Origin of the sequence: Pseudomonas sp. AF32, assembly GCF_022342325.2 — a bacterium.
Taxonomy (GTDB): Bacteria; Pseudomonadota; Gammaproteobacteria; order Pseudomonadales; family Pseudomonadaceae; genus Aquipseudomonas; species Aquipseudomonas uvaldensis.
In genome coordinates this window covers 161,901-181,868 of sequence record NZ_RQJK02000009.1, presented here as the reverse complement: position 1 = coordinate 181,868, position 19,968 = coordinate 161,901, and the positions used below count along the sequence as shown (strand labels likewise).

The following is a 19,968-nucleotide window of genomic DNA, read 5'->3' as shown; positions in this document are numbered from 1 at the left end:
TCTCAGTGATGCCCATGAACGACAAGCCTCCTGTCTGCCCGGCACCCTCGGTCGATGCACCCGGACCAGCCGCCAGCCAGAGCTATCGCTACTGCAACCTGGACCACTCCCAATCGGACAGCACCGCGCTGGCTGAAGAAGTGGCGTTGGCGATTGCCTACAACGGCATCAGCCAGGCCGTCATGCTGGTGACACCTACCGACCTGGAAGACTTCATCGTCGGCTTCAGCCTGGGCAGCGGCATCATCGAAGACGCGTCGGACATCTATGACCTGCAACTGACAGGTGCGGGGTCGGCGCATCACGCCCAAGTGACCATCGCCAACCGTGCGTTCTGGAACCTCAAGCAACAACGCCGCCAACTGGCCGGCACCAGCGGCTGCGGCTTGTGCGGCGTAGAAGCGGTGGAACAGGCGCTGCCCAACCTCAAGGCATTGCCCGGCGCCCCGCTGCCACCGGCGCAATGGCTCGATGGCTTGCGTCAACGTATTGGCCAGTTCCAACCCCTGGGCCAGCATTGTGGCGCAGTCCACGCGGCGTTGTTCATGGACGCTGGGGGACAATTGCTGCTCGGGCGTGAAGACATCGGCCGGCATAACGCCCTCGACAAGCTGATCGGTGCGCTGGTCCGGCAACGGATTCCGGTTGCCGGTGGCCTGGCAATCGTCACCAGTCGTTGCAGTCTCGAACTGATCCAGAAGGTGCTACGCGCCGGCGTCCAGACCCTGGTCAGCCTGTCCTCGCCCACGGGCCTTGCCGTGCAGTGGGCTCGCCAACACAACCTCAACCTCATCCACCTGCCGCAAAAAAGTGCGCCGCGGGTCTACAGCCCTGCGATGGAGAAACAAGCGTGAGCAATCATCAACAAGCCGACCAGAAACCCGTACCACGCTACAAGCCCTACAAGGGACCGGCCGGTGGTTGGGGCGCGCTGATCAGCGTCGCTCAGGCCTGGCTGACCAGCGACAATGCGCTGAAAAACATCCGCATGATGCTCAAGACCAATCAGAACGGCGGCTTCGACTGCCCGGGCTGCGCCTGGGGCGACTCGCCGGAAAGTGGCGTGGTCAAGTTTTGCGAAAACGGCGCCAAGGCCGTGAACTGGGAAGCGACCAAACGCCGTGTCGACGGCGCATTCTTTGCCCGGCACAGCGTGAGTTCGCTGCTGGAGCAGAGCGATTACTGGCTCGAATACCAGGGACGACTGACCGAACCGATGAGCTACGACGCCGAAACCGATCGCTATAAACCCATTAGTTGGGATGCAGCGTTTGCCCTGATCGGCAAACACCTGCAAGGGCTGTCCAGTCCGAACGAGGCCGAGTTCTACACCTCGGGCCGGGCCAGCAACGAAGCGGCCTACCTGTATCAACTGTTCGTGCGCGCCTATGGCACCAACAACTTTCCCGACTGCTCGAACATGTGCCACGAGGCCAGCGGTGTGGCGCTGTCCCAGAGTGTCGGCGTGGGCAAGGGCACGGTGACGTTCGACGATTTCGAACACGCCGACGCGATTTTCGTCTGGGGCCAGAACCCCGGCACCAACCACCCACGGATGCTTGAACCGCTGCGCGAAGCCGTAAAGCGCGGGGCACAGGTGGTATGCATCAACCCGCTGAAAGAACGGGGCCTGGAACGCTTCCAGCATCCGCAACACCCGCTGGAAATGCTGACCAACGGCGACAAACCGACCAACACCGCCTTTTTCCGCCCGGCACTCGGTGGCGACATGGCGATATTGCGCGGCATGGCAAAATTCCTACTGCAATGGGAGCGTGAAGCGCAGAACACTGGCGCTCCCGCGGTGTTCGACCACGTTTTCCTCAATGAGCACAGCACCAACGCGCTGGATTACCTGGCCGTGGTCGACGACACCCCATGGGAGCAGATCGTCGAGCAATCGGGCCTGACCCTGGCCGAGATCGAGCAAGCGGCCCGCATGTACGCCAGGAGCAAGAGCGTAATCATGTGCTGGGCCATGGGGATCACCCAGCACCGTCATTCGGTGGCCACCATTCAGGAAATCGCCAACCTGATGATGCTGCGCGGCAACATTGGCCGGCCGGGTGCGGGCCTGTGCCCGGTTCGTGGCCACAGCAACGTTCAGGGCGACCGGACCATGGGCATCAACGAACGCCCACCGGTAGCGCTCCTGGATTCGCTTGAACGTCGCTTCCAGTTCAAGGTACCGCGCGAGAACGGCCACAACGTGGTCGAGGCGATCCACGCCATGGCCGCCGGTCGGGCGAAGGTATTCATCGGCCTGGGGGGCAACTTCGCCCAGGCTACGCCGGACAGTCACCGCACCTTCCAGGCCTTGAGCAATTGCGACCTGACGGTACAGATCAGTACCAAGCTCAACCGCAGTCATCTGGCCCATGGCAAAGAGGCATTGATACTGCCGTGCCTGGGCCGTACCGACATCGACCGGCAGGCCGAAGGTGCGCAGGCGGTGACCGTGGAAGACTCTTTCAGCATGGTCCATGCGTCCATGGGCCAATTGGAACCGCTGTCGAACCAGATGCGCTCCGAGCCCTGGATCATCGCCGGTATCGCCGCCGCCACGCTGGGCAATCGCCCCGTGGATTGGAGCTGGCTGGTGGCCGACTACAGCCGCATCCGCGACCTGATCGCCGACACCATCCCTGGTTTCAAGGATTTCAACGAGAAGGTACGCAACCCCGGTGGTTTCTATCTGGGCAACAGCGCCGGTGCGCGTCGCTGGAATACCGCTTCGGGCCGCGCCAATTTCAAGCCCAACAAACTACCGGTAGACCTGGTGCATGAGCGCACCCGCTCCACCGGACAGCTACCGGACCTGATCCTGCAATCCATGCGCTCCCACGACCAGTACAACACCACTATCTACGGCCTGAACGACCGCTATCGTGGCGTGAAAGGCCAACGTGACGTGTTGTTCGTCAATGAAGCCGATATCGTTCGCCTGGGCTTCAAGCCCGGCCAGAAAGTTGACATCGTTTCACTCTGGGATGACGGCCACGAGCGTAGGGTCAAGGGCTTTACCCTGCTGGCGTTCGATATTCCCGCCGGACAGGCTGCTGCCTACTACCCTGAGGTGAATCCGCTGGTGCCACTGGAGAGCACCGGCGATGGCAGCCACACACCAACGTCGAAATTCGTCGCGATCCGCCTGGAAGCGGCGAGCGAAGATGGAGTGATCCTGGCCAGGTCGGCCTGAGCACAAAAAAGGGCCGCTTTACCTGTAAAGCGGCCCTTCCGAAGTAGCTAAAGACCGACTAAAAACGCTTAAGTTCCACCTAAAAAACAATAAGTTAGAGAATTGTGCACAAGTCGTGTTACTCGTCGGATTTCGATTGTAACCAAGCGAAGCCAGCCTCAGGATCGCGCCGTCATCCCTTTGAGGCTCCTCTATGAAGTTCTCCTCCATTCTCTTGTTGTCCCTTGGCCTGGTCAGTGGCATCGCCTCCGCTGGCGGTACTGCCGAAGCAGGCGTGGGCGGCGCATTGGGCGGGGTATTGGGTTCGGTTGTCGGCCAATCCCTGGGCGGCAGCACCGGCTCGACCATTGGCGCGGCCATTGGCGGCGCGGGTGGCAGCGCGGTGGGTGCGGACAGACACAGCCGCGGCGAAGCAGCCATCGGCGGTGCGCTGGGCGCAGCCGGCGGTAACGTGGTCGGTCGCAATCTGGGCGGCACCACCGGCAGCCTGATCGGCGCCGCTGCGGGCGGCGGTGCCGGCGGCGCGCTGGGCAACTACATGGGCAAGGACGATGATGACGACCGTCGTTATGATGGTCGACGCGGTGATCGCCGCTACTACCGTGACGGCCACCCAGGTCGTGGCCATGCCTACGGGCATCGCAAGCACCACCATCGTTACTACCGCGACTGACGGCGGATCAAGACCAGCCGTTGAAGATCGCGGCCTCCAGCAGCGCCTGGCGCTGCCGGAGGCCGCGATCTTTCGTTTCAGGCAACCAATCGCTCCAAAGCAGCACGCAACCGTTCCGGTATCGCCACCGGCCTGTTCGACGTCCGTTCCACGAACACATGCACGAAGCGCCCCGCTGCACAGGCTTCCTCTTCACCCTCCTTGAAAACAGCCAGTTCATATTGCACGGAACTGCTGCCCAGCTTTCCTACTCGCAAACCGACTTCAATCCGCTCGGGAAACGCGACAGACGCAAAGTAATCGCAGGCTGAACTCACCACGAACCCCACCACCTCGCCATCATGGATGTCCAGGCCACCCACCTCGATCAGATAGGTGTTCACCGCCGTATCGAAAAAGCTGTAGTAAGTGACGTTGTTGACGTGGCCATACACATCGTTGTCATGCCAGCGCGTCGTGATGGGTTGAAAATGCGGGTACTCGGTGCGCTGGGGCATCAGGTGTCCTTAACGGTTGTTCAATGGTGTTTATGTTGCGCCGGACAGCAGTTTACCGCTGCGTGAATCCCTTGCCCTGGGCCGCCAGTTCCCCGATCAGGCGCGCAGGCTTCCACTGGTCGCCCTGCTTCGTCTCGAGTTCCAGCAATCGTGCGTGAATGGCCCCCAGTCCCTGCTGGTCTGCCCAGGCCATCGGGCCGCCCTTGTCCGCCGGGAAACCGTAGCCGTTGAGGTACACCAGATCCACGTCGTGGGCCGACCCGGCAATCCCTTCCTGCAGGATCTTCGCGCCTTCGTTGACCAGCGCCAGCAGACAACGCTCGAGAATTTCCTCCGTACTGATTTCGCGTCGCTGGAAACCCAGCTCTTCGCTCACTCGCTGCACCAGCGCATCCACCTCCACATCATGCTCGGCCTGTCGGCTGCCCGGTTCGTAGTGATAGTACCCGTTGCCGCTTTTCTGCCCGAACCTCCCCAGTTCACACAGGCGGTTATCCACCTGGACCTCGGGCGCATCCTGGCCCTTGCCCGCCAGTTCGCGAGCACGCCATTCCAGATCGATTCCGACCACGTCGTACATGCGGAACGGCCCCATGGCAAAGCCGAAGCCCTGGAGCGCCGCATCGACCTGATGAGGAAACGCGCCTTCCAGCAGCATCTTGCGCGCTTCCAGCACGTAAGGATGAAGCATGCGGTTGCCGATGAACCCATGGCAATTGCCGGCTATGACGCTGACTTTGCCCATGCGATTGCCCAGCGCAACGGCGGCGTCCAGTACCGCTTTGGACGTCTTCGCGCCGCGGACGATCTCCAGGAGCTTCATAATGTGTGCCGGACTGAAGAAGTGGAGACCCAGGACCTGATCAGGCCGTCGAGTAGCGGCAGCGATCGCGTCGATGTCCAGCGCCGATGTGTTGCTCGCCAGAATGGCCTCGGGCTTCAGCAAGCGGTCCAGCTCGCGAAAGATCGCTTGCTTGAGTTCGAGATTCTCATAAACCGCCTCGATCACCAGATCCACATCGCGGATCGCCGCATAGCCATCGGCCTGCGTCACGCGGGCGATCCGGGCATCGGCTTCGCCCTGGTCGATGCGGCCTTGGCGAACGCCATGGGCATAGGTGTCGGCCACCGCAGCCAGCGCTTGCTCAAGCATCTGCGGGTTATTGTCGACCCACTGTACCGCCACGCCAGCATTGGCCAGGCACATCGCGATGCCCCGCCCCATGGTGCCTGCCCCAACCACGGCGGCGCGCTGAATATCGAAGGGTGTCTGGCTCATGTCAGCTCTCTTGTTGGCGACCAAAGACAGCCTTCACCTTAGTCAGCCACTGTCGCTTTTTGAAATTTATTCGTGTGATGGCGAGCATTCAGCGGATGGATGCAGCGCGAGAGGCCTGCCCTTGGGTTGCCATGAAGAGATACAAACCCGGGCATTTTGATGTCTCGTCCCCGCCCGGCTCGCGCGCTAAGGTGCGCCTTCAATTTCACGCATCGCGTCATGGCAGGAAGTCAGTGGATCTGGAGGCTGCCTCGCGACGCACTCCAGCATCGATAGCTGACCGACCATTCCAGTGAGGAACAACCATGCCGCGCTCTCTAATCCAATCTCTTGCTGTGGTCGTATGCCTGTTACCAGGCGGATGCATGAAGCTTCCCGAAGAACCGCCATTGCTCGCTACGCTCTATACCCCGACTGCGGCTTTCCAGGCTTCTTCATCCTCTGGTTAGCCATGTGTTTCAACGCGCTTTTTCCTGAAGGCCCTCTGCCTATTACAAATTCGTCGGAAGCGGCCTACCGACTCTGAAGCCATCCCTACAGAAGCCACGTAGGACCTGGCTGATTGTCGGGCAGAGGAAAGGGACAACTAATAGAAACCGAAAGAAAGGTGCTTTTTCGTCCGTAGGACGCCGGTAAACGCCCTACACAATCCGTCCCCCCAAGCCATCTTGCGATGTTCGGACAGAGCTCTCTATAGTCCTCGGCGCGATTCGAAATCGTACTGAAGAGGTCCTCATGCACACATCCATTCCGTCTTGCGAGCGATACCAGTCGCTACGAAGCACACCTGCCCTGGCTATCGACACCGAGGCCGACGTCCACCACCTTTGCGACGCCGCCGCCCAACGAATCCGAGCATCCAGCGATCTGCTCGAAACCCTGCATTGCCTATGCTTCAAACACGCTGATGTGAAGGATATTCCCAGCATCGTGCATGCGCTGTATCTGCTGGTTCAGGACGGAAGCGAGCTGCTGGAGGTGATGCGCCAGCGGCTACGTTGAGACACGCCCATGAAAAAGCCGCCCCGGGAGGCGGCTTTTTCATTCGCAAACCAAGCCTTACAACTGTGGCCCTGCAGCCTTGATCGCGTCGCTCACTTCAAACTTCTTGAAGTTTTCGATGAACAGGCCGGCCAGCGCCTTGGCGGCTTCGTCGTACGCAGCCTTGTCGGCCCAAGTGTTGCGTGGGTTCAACAGGCCGGTTTCGACGCCTGGGACAGCCAGCGGCACGTCCAGGTTGATGATGTCCAGGTGCTCGGTTTCAGCACCGACCAACGCGCCGCTCTGGATCGCAGCGATAACTGCGCGGGTGGTCGGGATGTTGAAGCGCTTGCCGACGCCGTAGCCGCCACCGGTCCAGCCAGTATTGACCAGATAGACCTTGGAACCGAAGCCACGGATACGCTTGATCAACAACTCAGCGTATTCGCCAGCCGGACGCGGGAAGAACGGTGCGCCGAAGCAGGTGGAAAAGGTCGACTTGATGCCGCTGCCCGACCCCATTTCGGTCGAGCCTATCAACGCGGTGTAGCCGGACAGGAAGTGGTAGGCAGCTTGCTCTTCGCTGAGGATCGAGACAGGCGGCAGTACGCCAGTCAGGTCGCAAGTCAGGAAGATCACCGCGTTTGGCTCGCCACCGAGGTTTTTCGCCGAACGCTTTTCGACGTGCTCCAGCGGGTAGGCGGCGCGGCTGTTCTGGGTCAGGCTGCCGTCGGCGTAGTCCGCTTTCTTGGCGCTATCCAGCACGACGTTTTCCAGCACGGCGCCGTGCTTGATGGCTTTCCAGATAACCGGTTCGTTCTTCTCCGACAGGTCGATGCACTTGGCATAGCAACCGCCTTCGATATTGAACACCACGCCCTCGCCCCAACCGTGCTCGTCGTCACCGATCAGGTAACGGCTTTCGTCGGCGGACAGGGTGGTCTTGCCGGTGCCGGACAAGCCGAAGAACAGGGTCACGTCGCCCTCTTCGCCAATGTTGGCGGCGCAGTGCATCGGCAGCACGTCAGCGGCCGGCAGCAGGAAGTTCTGCACCGAGAACATGGCCTTTTTCATTTCGCCGGCGTAGCGCATGCCTGCGATCAATACTTTTTTCTGAGCGAAGTTGAGGATCACGCAACCGTCGGAGTTGGTACCGTCGCGCTCAGGAACGCATTCGAAGTTGGCGACGTTGAGGATCTGCCATTCCTGGCGACCAGCGGGATTGTACTGGGCCGGATTGATGAACAGGCAACGACCGAACAGGTTTTGCCAGGCAGTTTGGGTGGTCATCTTCACGGCCAGGTAGTGGTCGTCGGACGCACCTACATGGACGTGGGAGACAAAATGCTCTTGAGCGTTGTTGAACGCTTCGACGCGAGCCCACAGGGCATCGAATTTGTCGGCCGGGAACTTGCGGTTGATCGGGCCCCAGGCAATGGCGTCCTGGGTGCTCGGCTCTTCCACGATGAAACGGTCGGCTGGCGAGCGGCCGGTACGATGACCGGTACGGACAACCAGCGCGCCAGTATCGGCAAGCTCGCCTTCACCGCGATTCAAGGCTTCTTTGACCAGATCATCGACACTCAGATCGGTGTACACGGTGTTATTGGCTTGCGTCATGAGATTCCCCATCGGCCCGTGGCCGAGTGCTCCAAACGTTTTGTAGTAGGAAGTCGCGCACTACTACCCGAAAAAAGTGCGCCGGATTATGCCAGAAAAGCCCAAAAAAAGTAGGGCCCTCCCGTCAGTACGGCGTAAAACCGGCGTTTGCCAGGAGATTTACCTGAGCTGAACCGGTTCAGTGACGAGTATCTGACGGTGATTCAACGCCCGCTCCGGCGAACAATTGCGCAACGTCAGCCGCATCGAACAGATAACGTTCATTGCAGAACTGGCAATCGATCTCGACGGCGCCGCCATGCTCGACCACCAGTTGCTGCGCATCTTGCAGACCCAGACTGACCAGCGCATTGCCGGATCGTTCACGAGAGCAACTGCATCGGAAGCGCAACGGTAGACTGTCGAACAGCCGTACGGCTTCCTCGTGGTAGAGGCGATGCAGGACCGTTTCGTTGTCCAGCCCCAGAAGCTCATCGGCGTTCAGGGTGCTGGCCAGCGTAGTAAGGTGCTGCCAGTTGGCGTCACGTTCTTCCGGATCGCGAATGCGGTCGGCGGGCAGTTGTTGCAGCAGCAGGCCCCGCGCGCGCCGCCCGTCGGCGTACAGCCAGAAGCGTGTATTGGTCTGCTGGGACATGACGAAGTAGTTGGTGAAGCATTCGGCCAGGGAGGCACCGTCGAGGTCGACAATGCCCTGGTAACGTTTGCCGTGGGTCGGGTCGACCGTCAGCGCCAGGACGCCGTTGGGCATCAGGTCGACCAGGGTCGCGTCGGGTGCGATCTGCTCGGCATGATAGCGGGCCAGGCCACGGATCTCGCGCTCGCTGGAACACTCGATCATCAGCATCGGCACCGGGCCTTCGGAACGGGCCTGGAGAATCAACAAGCCATCGAACTTCAGGGTGCCAACCAACAGCGCCGCTGCCGCCATCAGTTCGCCGAGCAGTTGCGCGACCGGCTCCGGATAGGGGTGCTTGGCAAGCACTTCGGCGTAGCTGCGCTCCAGCGCCACCATCTCGCCCCGGACATCGCTGTCGTCGAAAATGAAACGTTGGGTGCAGTCGTTATCCGGAAAATCAGTCATAAGGTGCGTATCTGGATGATGGTAAAGAATGCCGGGCATTTTATGGGCATTCGAGGGTGGTTCCAAGCAAGGTGAGGAGTTGCCTGACGGGATGGGACTTAAACATCACGCGTTCAACTGAGCCGGACAGGCTTTGTGACGAGGGGATTTATCCCCGTTGGGGCGCGTAGCGTCCGGTTTTGTAGGGGCCGCTACGCAGCCCAACGGGGATAAATCCCCTCGCCACAGTCTGCATTCCACTTCGAAAGCACTTTTATTCGCTGGTGCTGCCGCGAAACTTGAACAGATCCCGGCGCTGTTTTTTGCTCGGTTTGCCATCAGTGCTGACGCCCAGTGCGCCGGCTTTGCGCTGGGCCGCAGCGGCTTCGCGCCTGGCGATACTGGCTTCGGTTTCGCGATAGAGCGTCTGCGCCTCAGGCGCCCCGCGCCGGACAATCGACAATGCCTCGACCACCACGGTTTTCTCATCGAAGCCGGCGCGTATGACGTACTCGTCACCGATGCGCGGCTCCTTGCCCGGCTTGCAGCGCTCGCCTCGGTGATGGACTTTGCCACTTTCGATAGCGGCCTTGGCAAGCGCACGGGTTTTGTAGAATCGCGCCGCCCACAACCATTTATCGAGACGGACTTTGTCGTCCTCTTCCTGTTTTTGTATCACTGCAATTCCTCTCTCTACCAATAGTCAGAACTGTACTACCGTTTTTGTCGAGCGCACGAATCCGGTCTGACAGATAGAATGCGCGCCACGCCGGTTTTGCCGGCGAAAGTTACAAGCGCAAACAGGTGCGTAGATATCTGTCGCCATTTTGTGATTATCCTGTGCGATACCGCGACTCGCGGACTCCCACGATCCGACGTACTGATCAGGTTGTTTTTATTGAAGACATTTGACCATTTGACCGTTGTCGGTCTTCGCGAGTGGGTGGCGCTTCCGGACCTGGGAGTGGCGGGCCTGCGGGCAAAAATCGACACCGGTGCCAGCACTTCCAGCCTGCACGCCACCGATATCGAGCCGTTCGAGCGTGACGGTGAAAAATGGGTGCGTTTCACCGCGCACCTGGGCACGGTGGTGCAACTGCGTCATCGCCGTTGCGAAGCCCCACTGGTAGCGCGCAAGACGATAAAAAGTTCCAACGGTCACGCCCAGGTGCGCTACGTGATCAGCACCACGCTGGCGCTGGGTGATCGGATCTGGCGGGTCGAATTCACCCTTGCCTGCCGCAAATCCATGCGATATCGCCTGTTGCTGGGCTCCAAGGCCTTGGTCGACGGCCAGTTGGTCGTCAATCCAGGCATCAAATACGTTCAAGACAAGCCGGTATTCCCGGTGTCCACTACCTCTGCCACAGGTGTTGCATGAAGATCGCTGTGCTGTCGCGTAACCCGCGTCTGTATTCCACTCGCCGCCTGGTCGAAGCCGGGATCGAACGTGGCCATGAAATGGTGGTGATCGACACCTTGCGCGCCTACATGAACATTGCCAGCCACAAGCCGCAAATCCATTACCGGGGCCAGCCCCTGGAAGGGTTCGACGCAGTGATCCCGCGAATTGGCGCATCGGTCACATTCTATGGCTGCGCGGTATTGCGGCAATTCGAAATGATGGGCGTGTTTCCCCTCAACGAATCCGTAGCGATCGCCCGCGCCCGAGACAAGCTGCGCTCCCTGCAATTGCTGTCGCGACGTGGTATCGGCTTGCCGGTAACCGGCTTTGCCCACTCCCCCGACGATATTCCCGACCTGATCGCGATGGTCAACGGCGCGCCGCTGGTCATCAAAGTGCTGGAAGGTACCCAGGGTATCGGAGTGGTATTGTGCGAAACCGCGACAGCGGCAGAGTCAGTGATCGAGGCGTTCATGGGCCTGAAACAGAACATCATGGTCCAGGAATACATCAAGGAAGCCGGCGGCGCGGACATTCGTTGCTTTGTGGTGGGAGACAAAGTCATCGCTTCGATGAAGCGTCAGGCCCGCCCCGGGGAGTTTCGCTCCAACCTGCACCGTGGCGGCAGCGCCAGCCTGATCAAGATCACCCCGGAAGAACGCATGACCGCCTTGCGCGCGGCGAAAGTCATGGGCTTGTCCGTCGCCGGCGTGGACATCCTGCGCTCCAATCATGGCCCCCTGGTCATGGAGGTCAACTCCTCACCCGGCCTGGAAGGCATCGAGACCACCACCGGCAAAAACGTGGCCGGGATCATCATCGAGCACCTGGAAAAGAACGGCGGGCCGAACATGACCCGGACCAAAGGGAAAGGCTAATGCAGCTGCAAGCTGCAAGCTGCAAGCTGCAAGCTGCAAGCAAGTCATTTTCCACACTTGTAGCTTGTAGCTTGTAGCTTGTAGCTTGTAGCTTGTAGCTTGTAGCTGCCTCTAAACCGCATCCCGCGGTAGCATCAACCCCAACGGTAACCGCACCCGCGCTTCAAGCCCACCACCCACGCGGTTGCGCAACTCTACATTGCCACCGTGCATCGAGGCGATGCGCTTGACGATTGCCAGGCCCAGCCCCGTACCCTTCCCACCACGGGCACGGTCACCGCGAGTGAAGGGGTTGAAAATGGCTTCCAGCTCGGACGGATCGATGCCGCCCCCCCGGTCCATGACGCTCAGCACCACATAAGGCGCGCTGGTGTCACCGGACACATAGGCCGCCACCTCGACGCCCGAGCCTGCGTGGTTCAAGGCATTACCGATCAGGTTGTTCAGTAATCGCTTCATGGACACCCGACGGAGCGGGAACGGCTGGATCGGCTCCAGCCGCAGGTGCACTTTTTCGTCGTTCTGGTTATAGGGCGCGACCACCTCCCGGACCAGCTCGCTGAGGTCCACTTCCTCCACCGACTCGTCACGCCCATCGCGAATGAACGCCAGGAACTGATCGAGGATCGCGTCCATGTCCTCGATGTCACGGATCATTTCATTGGTGAGGTCGGTGTGTTCGCCCATCAGCTCCAACGACAGGCGAAGCCGGGTCAGTGGCGTGCGCAGATCATGGGAAACGCCGGCGAGCATCAATTCACGTTCGCGTCCGGCCTGCTCGACGTCTTCGGCCATCTGGTTGAAGGCACGGTAGACCTCGGTCATTTCACTCGGGGTGTCACTGATGGGCAGCCGCACGCTGCGCCCCTGGCCCAGTTGGCGAGCTGCGTAGACCAGGCGCTTCAATGGTTGGTTGAGCTGGCTGACGAAGATCCACGCCGATGCTGTCGACAAAAGCCCAATGGCGAGGAACCAGCCGAGTACGTTCCAGATTTTCTGGCCCCGCAGAGGATGCGGGTACAGCGGAACCTTCAGCCAACCATCCCCCAGGCTCGGCGCACGCACCCACAGCGCGGGAGGCGAATGCATGCGCAATCGGACCTCGGTGTCGGCACCCAGCTCGGCCTGCATCTGTCGTTGGTAGATCTCGCTGTAGGGCCAGTGTTGCTCCCCTTCCGGCACACCGGCACCGACTACCCGGATCAGCGTCGCCGCCTCGGCGATCTTCGCCCGGTTGTTTTCATCGGCAGCCCAATAGGCCCGCAGGGTCAGGGCGACACCGTGGCTGTATTGGCGATCCACCAGCACGTCTTCGTTCATCAGCAGGTAGACCAGCGTCAGCGCCTTGGAAAAGAGCACGACGATCAGCACCAGCCAGAGGGTGCGGGAGAAGAAACTCTGGGGGAACCAAACAGGGGTTTTCATGGATAACCGCTACACACTTGCAGGAGCGAGCGATGCTCGCACACTGACGGACTGCGAGTCGCCTGGAAGAACCCTTCAACCAGCCAACCCGCTCCTACAAATCGCCATTACTTACTGGCAGCACCATCCGGCACGAAGACATACCCCACACCCCAGACGGTCTGGATATAACGCGGCTTGGAAGGATCGGGCTCGATCATCCGGCGCAGGCGGGATATCTGAACGTCGATGGAGCGCTCCAGCGCATCCCACTCACGGCCACGGGCCAGGTTCATCAGCTTGTCACGGGTCAACGGCTGACGGGCATTCATCACCAGGGCCTTGAGCACGGCGAACTCGCCGGTGGTGAGCATGTGGACTTCATCGCCGCGCTTGAGCTCGCGGGTGGCCAGGGACAGTTCATAGTCACCGAAGGTCACGCTTTCATCTTCGCTGCCCGGCGCGCCAGGAACCGGGGCCGACTGGCGACGCAGGACCGCCTTGACCCGTGCCATCAGTTCGTCCGGGTTGAACGGCTTGGCCAGGTAATCGTCGGCCCCCAGCTCCAGCCCCTTGATACGGCTCAGCTCGTCACCCTTGGCGGTGAGCATGATGATCGGGATCTGGTTGTTGGCGCCACGCAGGCGGCGGCAGGCGGTCAGGCCGTCTTCACCGGGCAGCATCAGGTCGAGGACCACAAGGTTGAAAACCTCGCGGGCCAGCAACCGATCCATCTGTTCGGTGTTCGGTACGGTGCGGGCGCGGTAGCCCTTGCTGACGAAAAAACGCTCCAGCAGGCTGCTCAGCCCAGGATCGTCGTCAACGATCAGAATTTTTTCGCCTTCAGCAGTTTGTGCAGTGCTGCTCATAGGAAGCTCCTTTGATCTCGGCGCGCATTATGGCCTAGCTGACGTTATACGCACCGTGTGCATTGTTAGCAGATTTTTCCTCTATCTCCACTGATACGGGTATCGAGCCTACAGACCACGGCGCCCCCGAAAGATGGAACGCCGGTTATAATGCGCGGCCTTTTGTGCCAGGAAATGTCGAATCGTATTTGCGGCGTGCTTTTCCCAGGCCAGGCAGCACTTTTTGAATTTCGCGGGTCAACTGACAGCCTTTTGACCCAGGCAGCGGCGCATGCCAGGCCGCTCAACCAGTCTCGCCAAGCCCCGTTCAAGTGGTGGCGAGCCTGATTTCACATTTTGTCAGGTGGTTTTATGGACAGCATCAACAGCCGCATCGCCGAGGAGCTCGGTGTACGCCCACAACAGGTCGAAGCGGCCGTCGCGCTACTCGATGAAGGCTCCACGGTGCCTTTCATCGCCCGTTACCGGAAAGAAGTGACCGGCAGCCTCGATGACACCCAATTGCGTCATCTGGAGGAGCGCCTGCGCTACCTGCGCGAACTCGACGAACGGCGCATCAGCATCCTGGCCAGCATCCAGGAACAGGGCAAGCTGACCCCGGCACTGGAACACGACATCAAGCTGGCGGACACCAAGACCCGTCTCGAAGATCTGTATCTGCCCTACAAGCAAAAGCGCCGCACCAAGGGCCAGATCGCGCTTGAAGCCGGTCTCGGCGAATTGGCCGACGGGCTGTTCAACGACCCGACCCTGACACCGGAAATCGAAGCCGCTCGCTTCGTGGACGCCGAAAAAGGCGTGGCCGACGTGAAGGCCGCCCTGGAAGGGGCCAAGTACATCCTGATGGAGCGTTTCGCCGAAGACGCCAATCTGTTGGAGAAGCTGCGCAATTTCCTTAAACAGGAAGCCATCCTCAGCGCCCGCGTGATTGCCGGCAAAGAAGAGGAAGGCGCGAAGTTCCGTGACTATTTCGAACACGACGAACCCCTCAAGAGCGTGCCGTCCCACCGGGCCCTGGCCATTTTCCGTGGCCGCAACGAAGGTATCCTCAGTTCTGCGCTGAAGGTCGGTGATGAATTGCCGGGCACCATGCACCCTTGCGAAGGCATGATCGGCCAACAGTTCGGCATTCAGAACCAGAACCGTCCCGCCGACAAATGGTTGGCCGAGGTGGTGCGCTGGACCTGGAAGGTCAAGCTCTACACACACCTGGAAACCGATCTTTTGGGCGAACTGCGGGACAATGCCGAGACCGAAGCGATCAACGTCTTCGCCCACAACCTGCACGATCTGCTGCTGGCCGCCCCGGCCGGCCCGCGTGCCACCCTGGGCCTGGACCCGGGCCTGCGTACCGGTTGCAAGGTGGCGGTGGTGGACTCCACCGGCAAGTTGCTGGACCACACCACGGTCTACCCCCACGTGCCGCATAACAAGTGGGACCAGACCCTCGCGGTGCTCGCCGCCTTGTGCGCCAAGCATTCGGTGGACCTGATCGCCATCGGCAACGGCACTGCCAGCCGGGAAACCGACAAACTGGCCGCCGAGCTGATCAAGAAATACCCGGCCATGAAACTGACCAAGGTCATGGTTTCCGAGGCCGGCGCTTCCGTTTACTCGGCCTCGGAGCTGGCCGCCAAGGAATTCCCGGACCTGGACGTGTCGATCCGTGGCGCGGTATCCATTGCCCGTCGCTTGCAGGATCCGTTGGCGGAACTGGTGAAGATCGATCCGAAATCCATCGGTGTGGGTCAATACCAGCACGACGTGTCCCAGTTGAAACTGGCCCGTGGCCTGGACGCCGTAGTGGAGGATTGCGTAAACGCCGTGGGCGTGGACGTGAACACGGCATCGGTGGCGCTGCTGGCACGGATTTCCGGCCTGAACACCACACTGGCGCAGAACATCGTGACCCACCGCGATGAGCATGGCGCCTTCAAAACCCGCGCTGCGTTGAAGAAGGTCCCGCGCCTGGGTGAAAAAACCTTCGAACAGGCCGCCGGGTTCCTGCGCGTCATGAACGGCGATAACCCGCTGGACTCCTCTGCCGTCCACCCCGAGGCCTACCCGCTGGTGCAACGCATCGCTGCCCAGACCGACCGCGACATCCGCTCGCTGATCGGCGATGCGGCGTTTCTCAAGCGCCTGGATCCGAAGAAATTCACCGATGAAACCTTCGGCCTGCCCACCGTGACCGACATTCTCCAGGAACTGGAAAAACCGGGCCGCGACCCGCGTCCCGAGTTCAAAACCGCCGAGTTCCAGGAAGGCGTCGAGGATCTCAAGGACCTGCAGCCCGGCATGATCCTCGAGGGAGTGGTGACCAACGTCACCAATTTCGGTGCGTTCGTCGACATCGGCGTGCATCAGGATGGCCTGGTGCATATCTCGGCGCTGTCGGAGAAGTTCATCAAGGATCCACGCGAAGCCGTGAAGGCCGGCGATGTGGTGAAAGTGAAGGTCATGGAAGTCGATATCCCGCGCAAACGCGTCGGCCTGTCGATGCGCATGAGCGACACGCCAGGCGAAAAAGTCGACGGCGCCCGTGGTGCCCGTCCGGGCTCGACGCCACGTCCGCAGAACACCGCACCACGCAAGGAAACCGCCACGGCGGCCCCGACGAACAATGCCATGGCCTCGCTGTTCGCCAACGCCAAGCAGTTGAAGAAACGCTGATGGACGTGCCGGCCGGGTTGGTGGAGAGCGCGTTTTTCAAGCTGCTCGGCTGCCGTCTGCACAGCCTTGAGGAAGGGGTGGCACAAGTCGCCCTGGGCCTTGAGGCGCCGCTGCGCAATCGGGGCGGCAAGCTGCATGGCGGCGCGCTGTTCAGCCTGGTGGACATCGCCATGGGCCTGGCCTGCTCCAGCGTCCATGGCTTTGACCAGCAGAGCGCGACCATCGAATGCAAGATCAACTACATTCGCGCCGTGTCCGACGGCGAAGTGTTGTGCACGGCCCGGGTGATTCATCCAGGCCGGCGCACGCTGGTGGTCGAGGCCGAGGTGATGCAAGGCGACAAGCTGGTCGCAAAAGCGCAAGGCACGTTCGCTGCCCTATAGCTCCCTGTCGTCGATTTGGGGTAATTTCGGCGCTGCGTATGCGGTGTCGAAACTCGCCATGACTCTCTGTGGGAGCGAGCCTGCTCGCGATGGCGGCGTGCCAGTTGACATCACTGTTGCTGAACCACCGCTATCGCGAGCAGGCTCGCTCCCACAGAAAGGCCAGCGGCGACTGATTCCCGGGCCGCACAAAACCAGGCGAAAACGCCAGTTTTAACTTCACCCTTGTAGAGCGCCTTGCCCACCCCCATATTGGGGCGACTGACGCGTGAAGGAATTCAACTTGAGCGACCTCTTAAACCGCCGCCTGGCCCTGCTCGGCGAGCGCGCCAACCTCTCCCTGCTCGAGCAGTGCCTGCACGGTATCGAACGCGAATGCCTGCGTGTCACGGACACCGGGCGACTGGCGTTGACCCCGCATCCCGAGGCCCTGGGCTCGGCGCTGACCAACGAACAGATCACCACCGACTATTCCGAGTCGCTGCTGGAGTTCATCACACCCGCCCTGTCGGACCCTGCCGACACCCTGGCCAGCCTCGACAGCATCCATCGGTTCGTCTACAGCAAGCTCGGTGACGAATACCTGTGGAGTCCATCGATGCCGTGCCCGCTGCCGGCGGAAGAAGAGATTCCGATCGCGTATTACGGCACCTCGAACATCGGTCGGCTCAAGTACGTCTACCGTCAGGGCCTGGCGCTGCGCTACGGCAAGACCATGCAATGCATCGCAGGGATCCACTACAACTTCTCCCTGCCCGAAAAACTCTGGCCGCTGCTTCGGCAAGCGGAAGCCGCCGAAATGAGCGACCGTGACTTCCAGTCGTCGGCCTACATCGCACTGATCCGCAATTTCCGTCGCTACAGCTGGCTGCTGATGTATCTGTTCGGCGCCTCCCCTGCCCTGGACGCTGGCTTCCTGCGCGGTCGCCCCCACCAGTTGGAGCAACTGGACCCGGACACGCTGTACCTGCCCTACGCCACCAGCCTGCGCATGAGCGACCTGGGTTACCAGAGCAACGCTCAGGCCGGCCTGACACCGTGCTACAACGACTTGGCAAGTTATACCGACAGTCTGCGCAAAGCGGTGGCAACGCCCTATGCGCCCTATGTTGAAATCGGCACTCATCGCGACGGCGAATGGATCCAGCTCAACACCAACATCCTGCAGATCGAAAACGAGTACTACTCCAACATCCGCCCCAAACGCGTGACTTATACCGGCGAGCGCCCGATCCAGGCCTTGATGGCCCGGGGCATCCAGTATGTCGAAGTGCGCTGCCTGGACATCAACCCGTTCCTGCCAATGGGTATCGACGTCACTGAATCGCGTTTCCTCGATGCATTTCTGTTGTATTGCGGCCTCAACGACAGCCCGCAACTGGAAAACAACGAATGCGGCAACGCCACCAGCAACTTCCTGACGGTGGTCAAGGAAGGCCGCAAGCCAGGCCTGCAACTGCAGCGTCAGGGCCAATCGGTGGACATGCAGTCCTGGGCCATCGAACTGCTGGAAAAGATCGCGCCGCTGGCGGCGTTGCTGGACCAGAGTCAGGGTGGCGATGCCCACCGCCAGGCACTGGAGGCGCAACTGGCGAAGGTGATGGACCCGTCACTGACCCCGTCCGCGCAGGTCCTGGCGGCCATGGCCGAACATCGGGAAAGTTTCGCCCAGTTTTCCCTGCGCCAGAGCAAAGCCCACGCCGAATTCTTCCGCGCCGAGCCCCTGGCTGCCTCGGAGCAGGCGGCATTCGAAGAGGCCGCACGCCAATCACTGGACCAGCAGAGCGAGCTGGAGCAGAACGAGGTCGGGGATTTCGATGTGTTCGTGGGTTCTTACCAGGCGAGCATTCTGGCGATCAGTAACTGACCAAATATTCCCACCGCTCCCACGTGGGAATGCGCTTTGTGGCGAGGGGATATATCCCCTCGCCACAAAGCTGATGCTCGAATAGATTTTTTTCGCAAATAAGCTCATTCTAAAAAGTTATTTATTTTCGGATTCTTAGATCATTTAGTCTCCTCCAACGCCGAATATCCGGCGGCCTGTTGAGGAGCATCTCTATGACCTTGCGTTTCCCCCGTCGCCTTCTCGCGGCCGCCTCCCTGGCCGCCACGAGTCTCTTTGCCCAAGCAGCCGACCTGACCGTCGCCTACCAGACCACCGTCGATCCGGCTAAAGTCGCCCAGGCCGATGGCGCCTATGAAAAAGCCACCCAAGCCAGGATTGACTGGCGCAAATTCGACAATGGCGCCGATGTCATCACTGCTATCGCCTCGGGCGACGTGCAGATCGGCTACCTCGGTTCAAGCCCGCTGACCGCTGCAATCACACGCAAGGTCCCGGTGGAAACCTTCCTCATCGCCACGCAGATCGGCGCCGCTGAAGCTCTGGTGGTCCGTGACGGCGCCGGGATCAAGGCTCCGCAGGACCTGATCGGCAAGAAGATCGCCGTGCCGTTCGTATCCACTGGCCACTACAGCCTGCTGGCCGCGTTGAAGCACTGGAACATCGACCCGTCGAAAGTCACCGTACTGAACCTCGCGCCACCGGCCATCATCGCGGCCTGGAAGCGCGGCGATATCGATGCGACCTACGTTTGGGACCCGGCCCTTGGCGTGGCCAAGGAAAACGGCAAGGTGCTGATCACCTCCGCCGAACTGGCCCAGTTCGGCGCGCCAACCTTTGACGCCTGGATCGTGCGCAAGGACTTCGCTCAGAAGCATCCGGAAATCGTGACCGCCTTCGCCAAAGTGACCCTGGATGCCTACGCCCAGTACCGCAAGGATCCACAAGCCTGGCTGGCCGATGCGTCCAACATCGACAAACTGGTGAAACTCTCCGGTGCCAAGGCCACTGACATCCCGCTGTTGCTGCAAGGCAACGTCTATCCCCTGGCAGCCGACCAGGTGGTGAGCCTGGGTGCACCGACCACCCAGGCCATCACCAACACCGCGGCGTTCCTCAAGGAGCAAGGCAAAGTCGAAGCCGTACTGCCGGACTACGCGCCGTACGTCAGCGCCAAATACATCACTCGCTGATCACATTC

Annotated in this window: 17 protein-coding genes; 10 read left to right on the top strand and 7 right to left on the bottom strand. The window is 60.7% G+C overall.

Features of this window, described 5'->3' with window-relative positions:
- Positions 1–14: 14 nt before the first annotated feature.
- The 3 genes from fdhD (at position 15) to EGM97_RS11155 (ending at position 3,872) form a co-directional block, all read left to right on the top strand.
- Positions 15–854: a formate dehydrogenase accessory sulfurtransferase FdhD gene (gene fdhD / locus EGM97_RS11165; protein ID WP_238962502.1), complete on the top strand. Its 840-nt coding sequence runs from the start codon at positions 15–17 to the stop codon at positions 852–854.
- Positions 851–3,199 carry an FdhF/YdeP family oxidoreductase gene (locus EGM97_RS11160; protein ID WP_238962501.1) on the top strand — a complete coding sequence of 783 codons (2,349 nt, stop codon included), beginning with the start codon at positions 851–853 and terminating at the stop codon, positions 3,197–3,199. The genes fdhD and EGM97_RS11160 overlap by 4 nt, the downstream gene beginning before the upstream one ends.
- A gap of 193 nt (positions 3,200–3,392) precedes the next feature.
- Positions 3,393–3,872 (top strand): glycine zipper domain-containing protein, encoded by a 480-nt coding sequence (locus tag EGM97_RS11155; protein ID WP_238962500.1) that lies wholly within the window; start codon positions 3,393–3,395, stop codon positions 3,870–3,872.
- 77 nt (positions 3,873–3,949) lie between these two features.
- Here EGM97_RS11155 and EGM97_RS11150 read toward each other — a convergent pair whose 3' ends face one another.
- Positions 3,950–4,369: an acyl-CoA thioesterase gene (locus EGM97_RS11150; protein ID WP_238962499.1), complete on the bottom strand. Its 420-nt coding sequence runs from the start codon at positions 4,367–4,369 to the stop codon at positions 3,950–3,952.
- Between the two features lie 52 nt (positions 4,370–4,421).
- Positions 4,422–5,648, bottom strand: a complete 1,227-nt coding sequence (locus tag EGM97_RS11145; protein ID WP_238962498.1) for a 3-hydroxyacyl-CoA dehydrogenase — start codon at positions 5,646–5,648, stop codon at positions 4,422–4,424.
- 735 nt (positions 5,649–6,383) lie between these two features.
- On the opposite strand from EGM97_RS11145, the gene EGM97_RS11140 reads away from it, so the two are divergent.
- On the top strand, positions 6,384–6,650 hold the full coding sequence (locus EGM97_RS11140) for a hypothetical protein (protein ID WP_238962497.1): 267 nt from the start codon (positions 6,384–6,386) through the stop codon (positions 6,648–6,650).
- A gap of 57 nt (positions 6,651–6,707) precedes the next feature.
- On the opposite strand, the gene EGM97_RS11135 is transcribed toward EGM97_RS11140, so the two are convergent.
- The 3 genes from EGM97_RS11135 to EGM97_RS11125 form a co-directional block, all read right to left on the bottom strand.
- Positions 6,708–8,249 carry a phosphoenolpyruvate carboxykinase gene (locus tag EGM97_RS11135; RefSeq protein ID WP_238962496.1) on the bottom strand — a complete coding sequence of 514 codons (1,542 nt, stop codon included), beginning with the start codon at positions 8,247–8,249 and terminating at the stop codon, positions 6,708–6,710.
- Between the two features lie 178 nt (positions 8,250–8,427).
- Positions 8,428–9,330 carry an Hsp33 family molecular chaperone HslO gene (gene hslO / locus EGM97_RS11130; protein WP_238962495.1) on the bottom strand — a complete coding sequence of 301 codons (903 nt, stop codon included), beginning with the start codon at positions 9,328–9,330 and terminating at the stop codon, positions 8,428–8,430.
- A 253-nt stretch (positions 9,331–9,583) separates the two neighbouring features.
- Positions 9,584–9,988 carry an RNA-binding S4 domain-containing protein gene (locus EGM97_RS11125; protein WP_238962494.1) on the bottom strand — a complete coding sequence of 135 codons (405 nt, stop codon included), beginning with the start codon at positions 9,986–9,988 and terminating at the stop codon, positions 9,584–9,586.
- Between the two features lie 219 nt (positions 9,989–10,207).
- Between EGM97_RS11125 and rimB the strand changes: the two genes are divergently transcribed.
- The gene (gene rimB / locus EGM97_RS11120) at positions 10,208–10,690 is read left to right on the top strand and encodes a retropepsin-like aspartic endopeptidase RimB (protein ID WP_072397730.1); all 483 of its coding nucleotides are present in this window, start codon (positions 10,208–10,210) and stop codon (positions 10,688–10,690) included.
- Complete coding sequence (gene rimK, locus EGM97_RS11115; RefSeq protein WP_238962493.1) at positions 10,687–11,592, top strand: 30S ribosomal protein S6--L-glutamate ligase; 906 nt, start codon at positions 10,687–10,689, stop codon at positions 11,590–11,592. The genes rimB and rimK overlap by 4 nt, the downstream gene beginning before the upstream one ends.
- A gap of 111 nt (positions 11,593–11,703) precedes the next feature.
- Here rimK and EGM97_RS11110 read toward each other — a convergent pair whose 3' ends face one another.
- Both EGM97_RS11110 and ompR read right to left on the bottom strand, forming a co-directional pair.
- Positions 11,704–13,017 carry an ATP-binding protein gene (locus EGM97_RS11110; RefSeq protein WP_238962492.1) on the bottom strand — a complete coding sequence of 438 codons (1,314 nt, stop codon included), beginning with the start codon at positions 13,015–13,017 and terminating at the stop codon, positions 11,704–11,706.
- A gap of 107 nt (positions 13,018–13,124) precedes the next feature.
- Positions 13,125–13,865 carry an osmolarity response regulator transcription factor OmpR gene (gene ompR, locus EGM97_RS11105; RefSeq protein ID WP_003196691.1) on the bottom strand — a complete coding sequence of 247 codons (741 nt, stop codon included), beginning with the start codon at positions 13,863–13,865 and terminating at the stop codon, positions 13,125–13,127.
- A gap of 351 nt (positions 13,866–14,216) precedes the next feature.
- On the opposite strand from ompR, the gene EGM97_RS11100 reads away from it, so the two are divergent.
- The 4 genes from EGM97_RS11100 (at position 14,217) to tauA (ending at position 19,960) form a co-directional block, all read left to right on the top strand.
- Positions 14,217–16,538 (top strand): Tex family protein, encoded by a 2,322-nt coding sequence (locus EGM97_RS11100; protein WP_238962491.1) that lies wholly within the window; start codon positions 14,217–14,219, stop codon positions 16,536–16,538.
- Entirely contained in the window at positions 16,538–16,921 is a 384-nt protein-coding gene (locus EGM97_RS11095) for a PaaI family thioesterase (RefSeq protein ID WP_238962490.1), read from the top strand. Before EGM97_RS11100 ends, EGM97_RS11095 begins: the two co-directional genes overlap by 1 nt.
- 283 nt (positions 16,922–17,204) lie before the next feature.
- On the top strand, positions 17,205–18,788 hold the full coding sequence (gshA, locus tag EGM97_RS11090; RefSeq protein WP_238962489.1) for a glutamate--cysteine ligase: 1,584 nt from the start codon (positions 17,205–17,207) through the stop codon (positions 18,786–18,788).
- Positions 18,789–18,982: 194 nt separating this feature from the next.
- Entirely contained in the window at positions 18,983–19,960 is a 978-nt protein-coding gene (gene tauA, locus EGM97_RS11085; protein ID WP_238962488.1) for a taurine ABC transporter substrate-binding protein, read from the top strand.
- Positions 19,961–19,968: the final 8 nt, after the last annotated feature.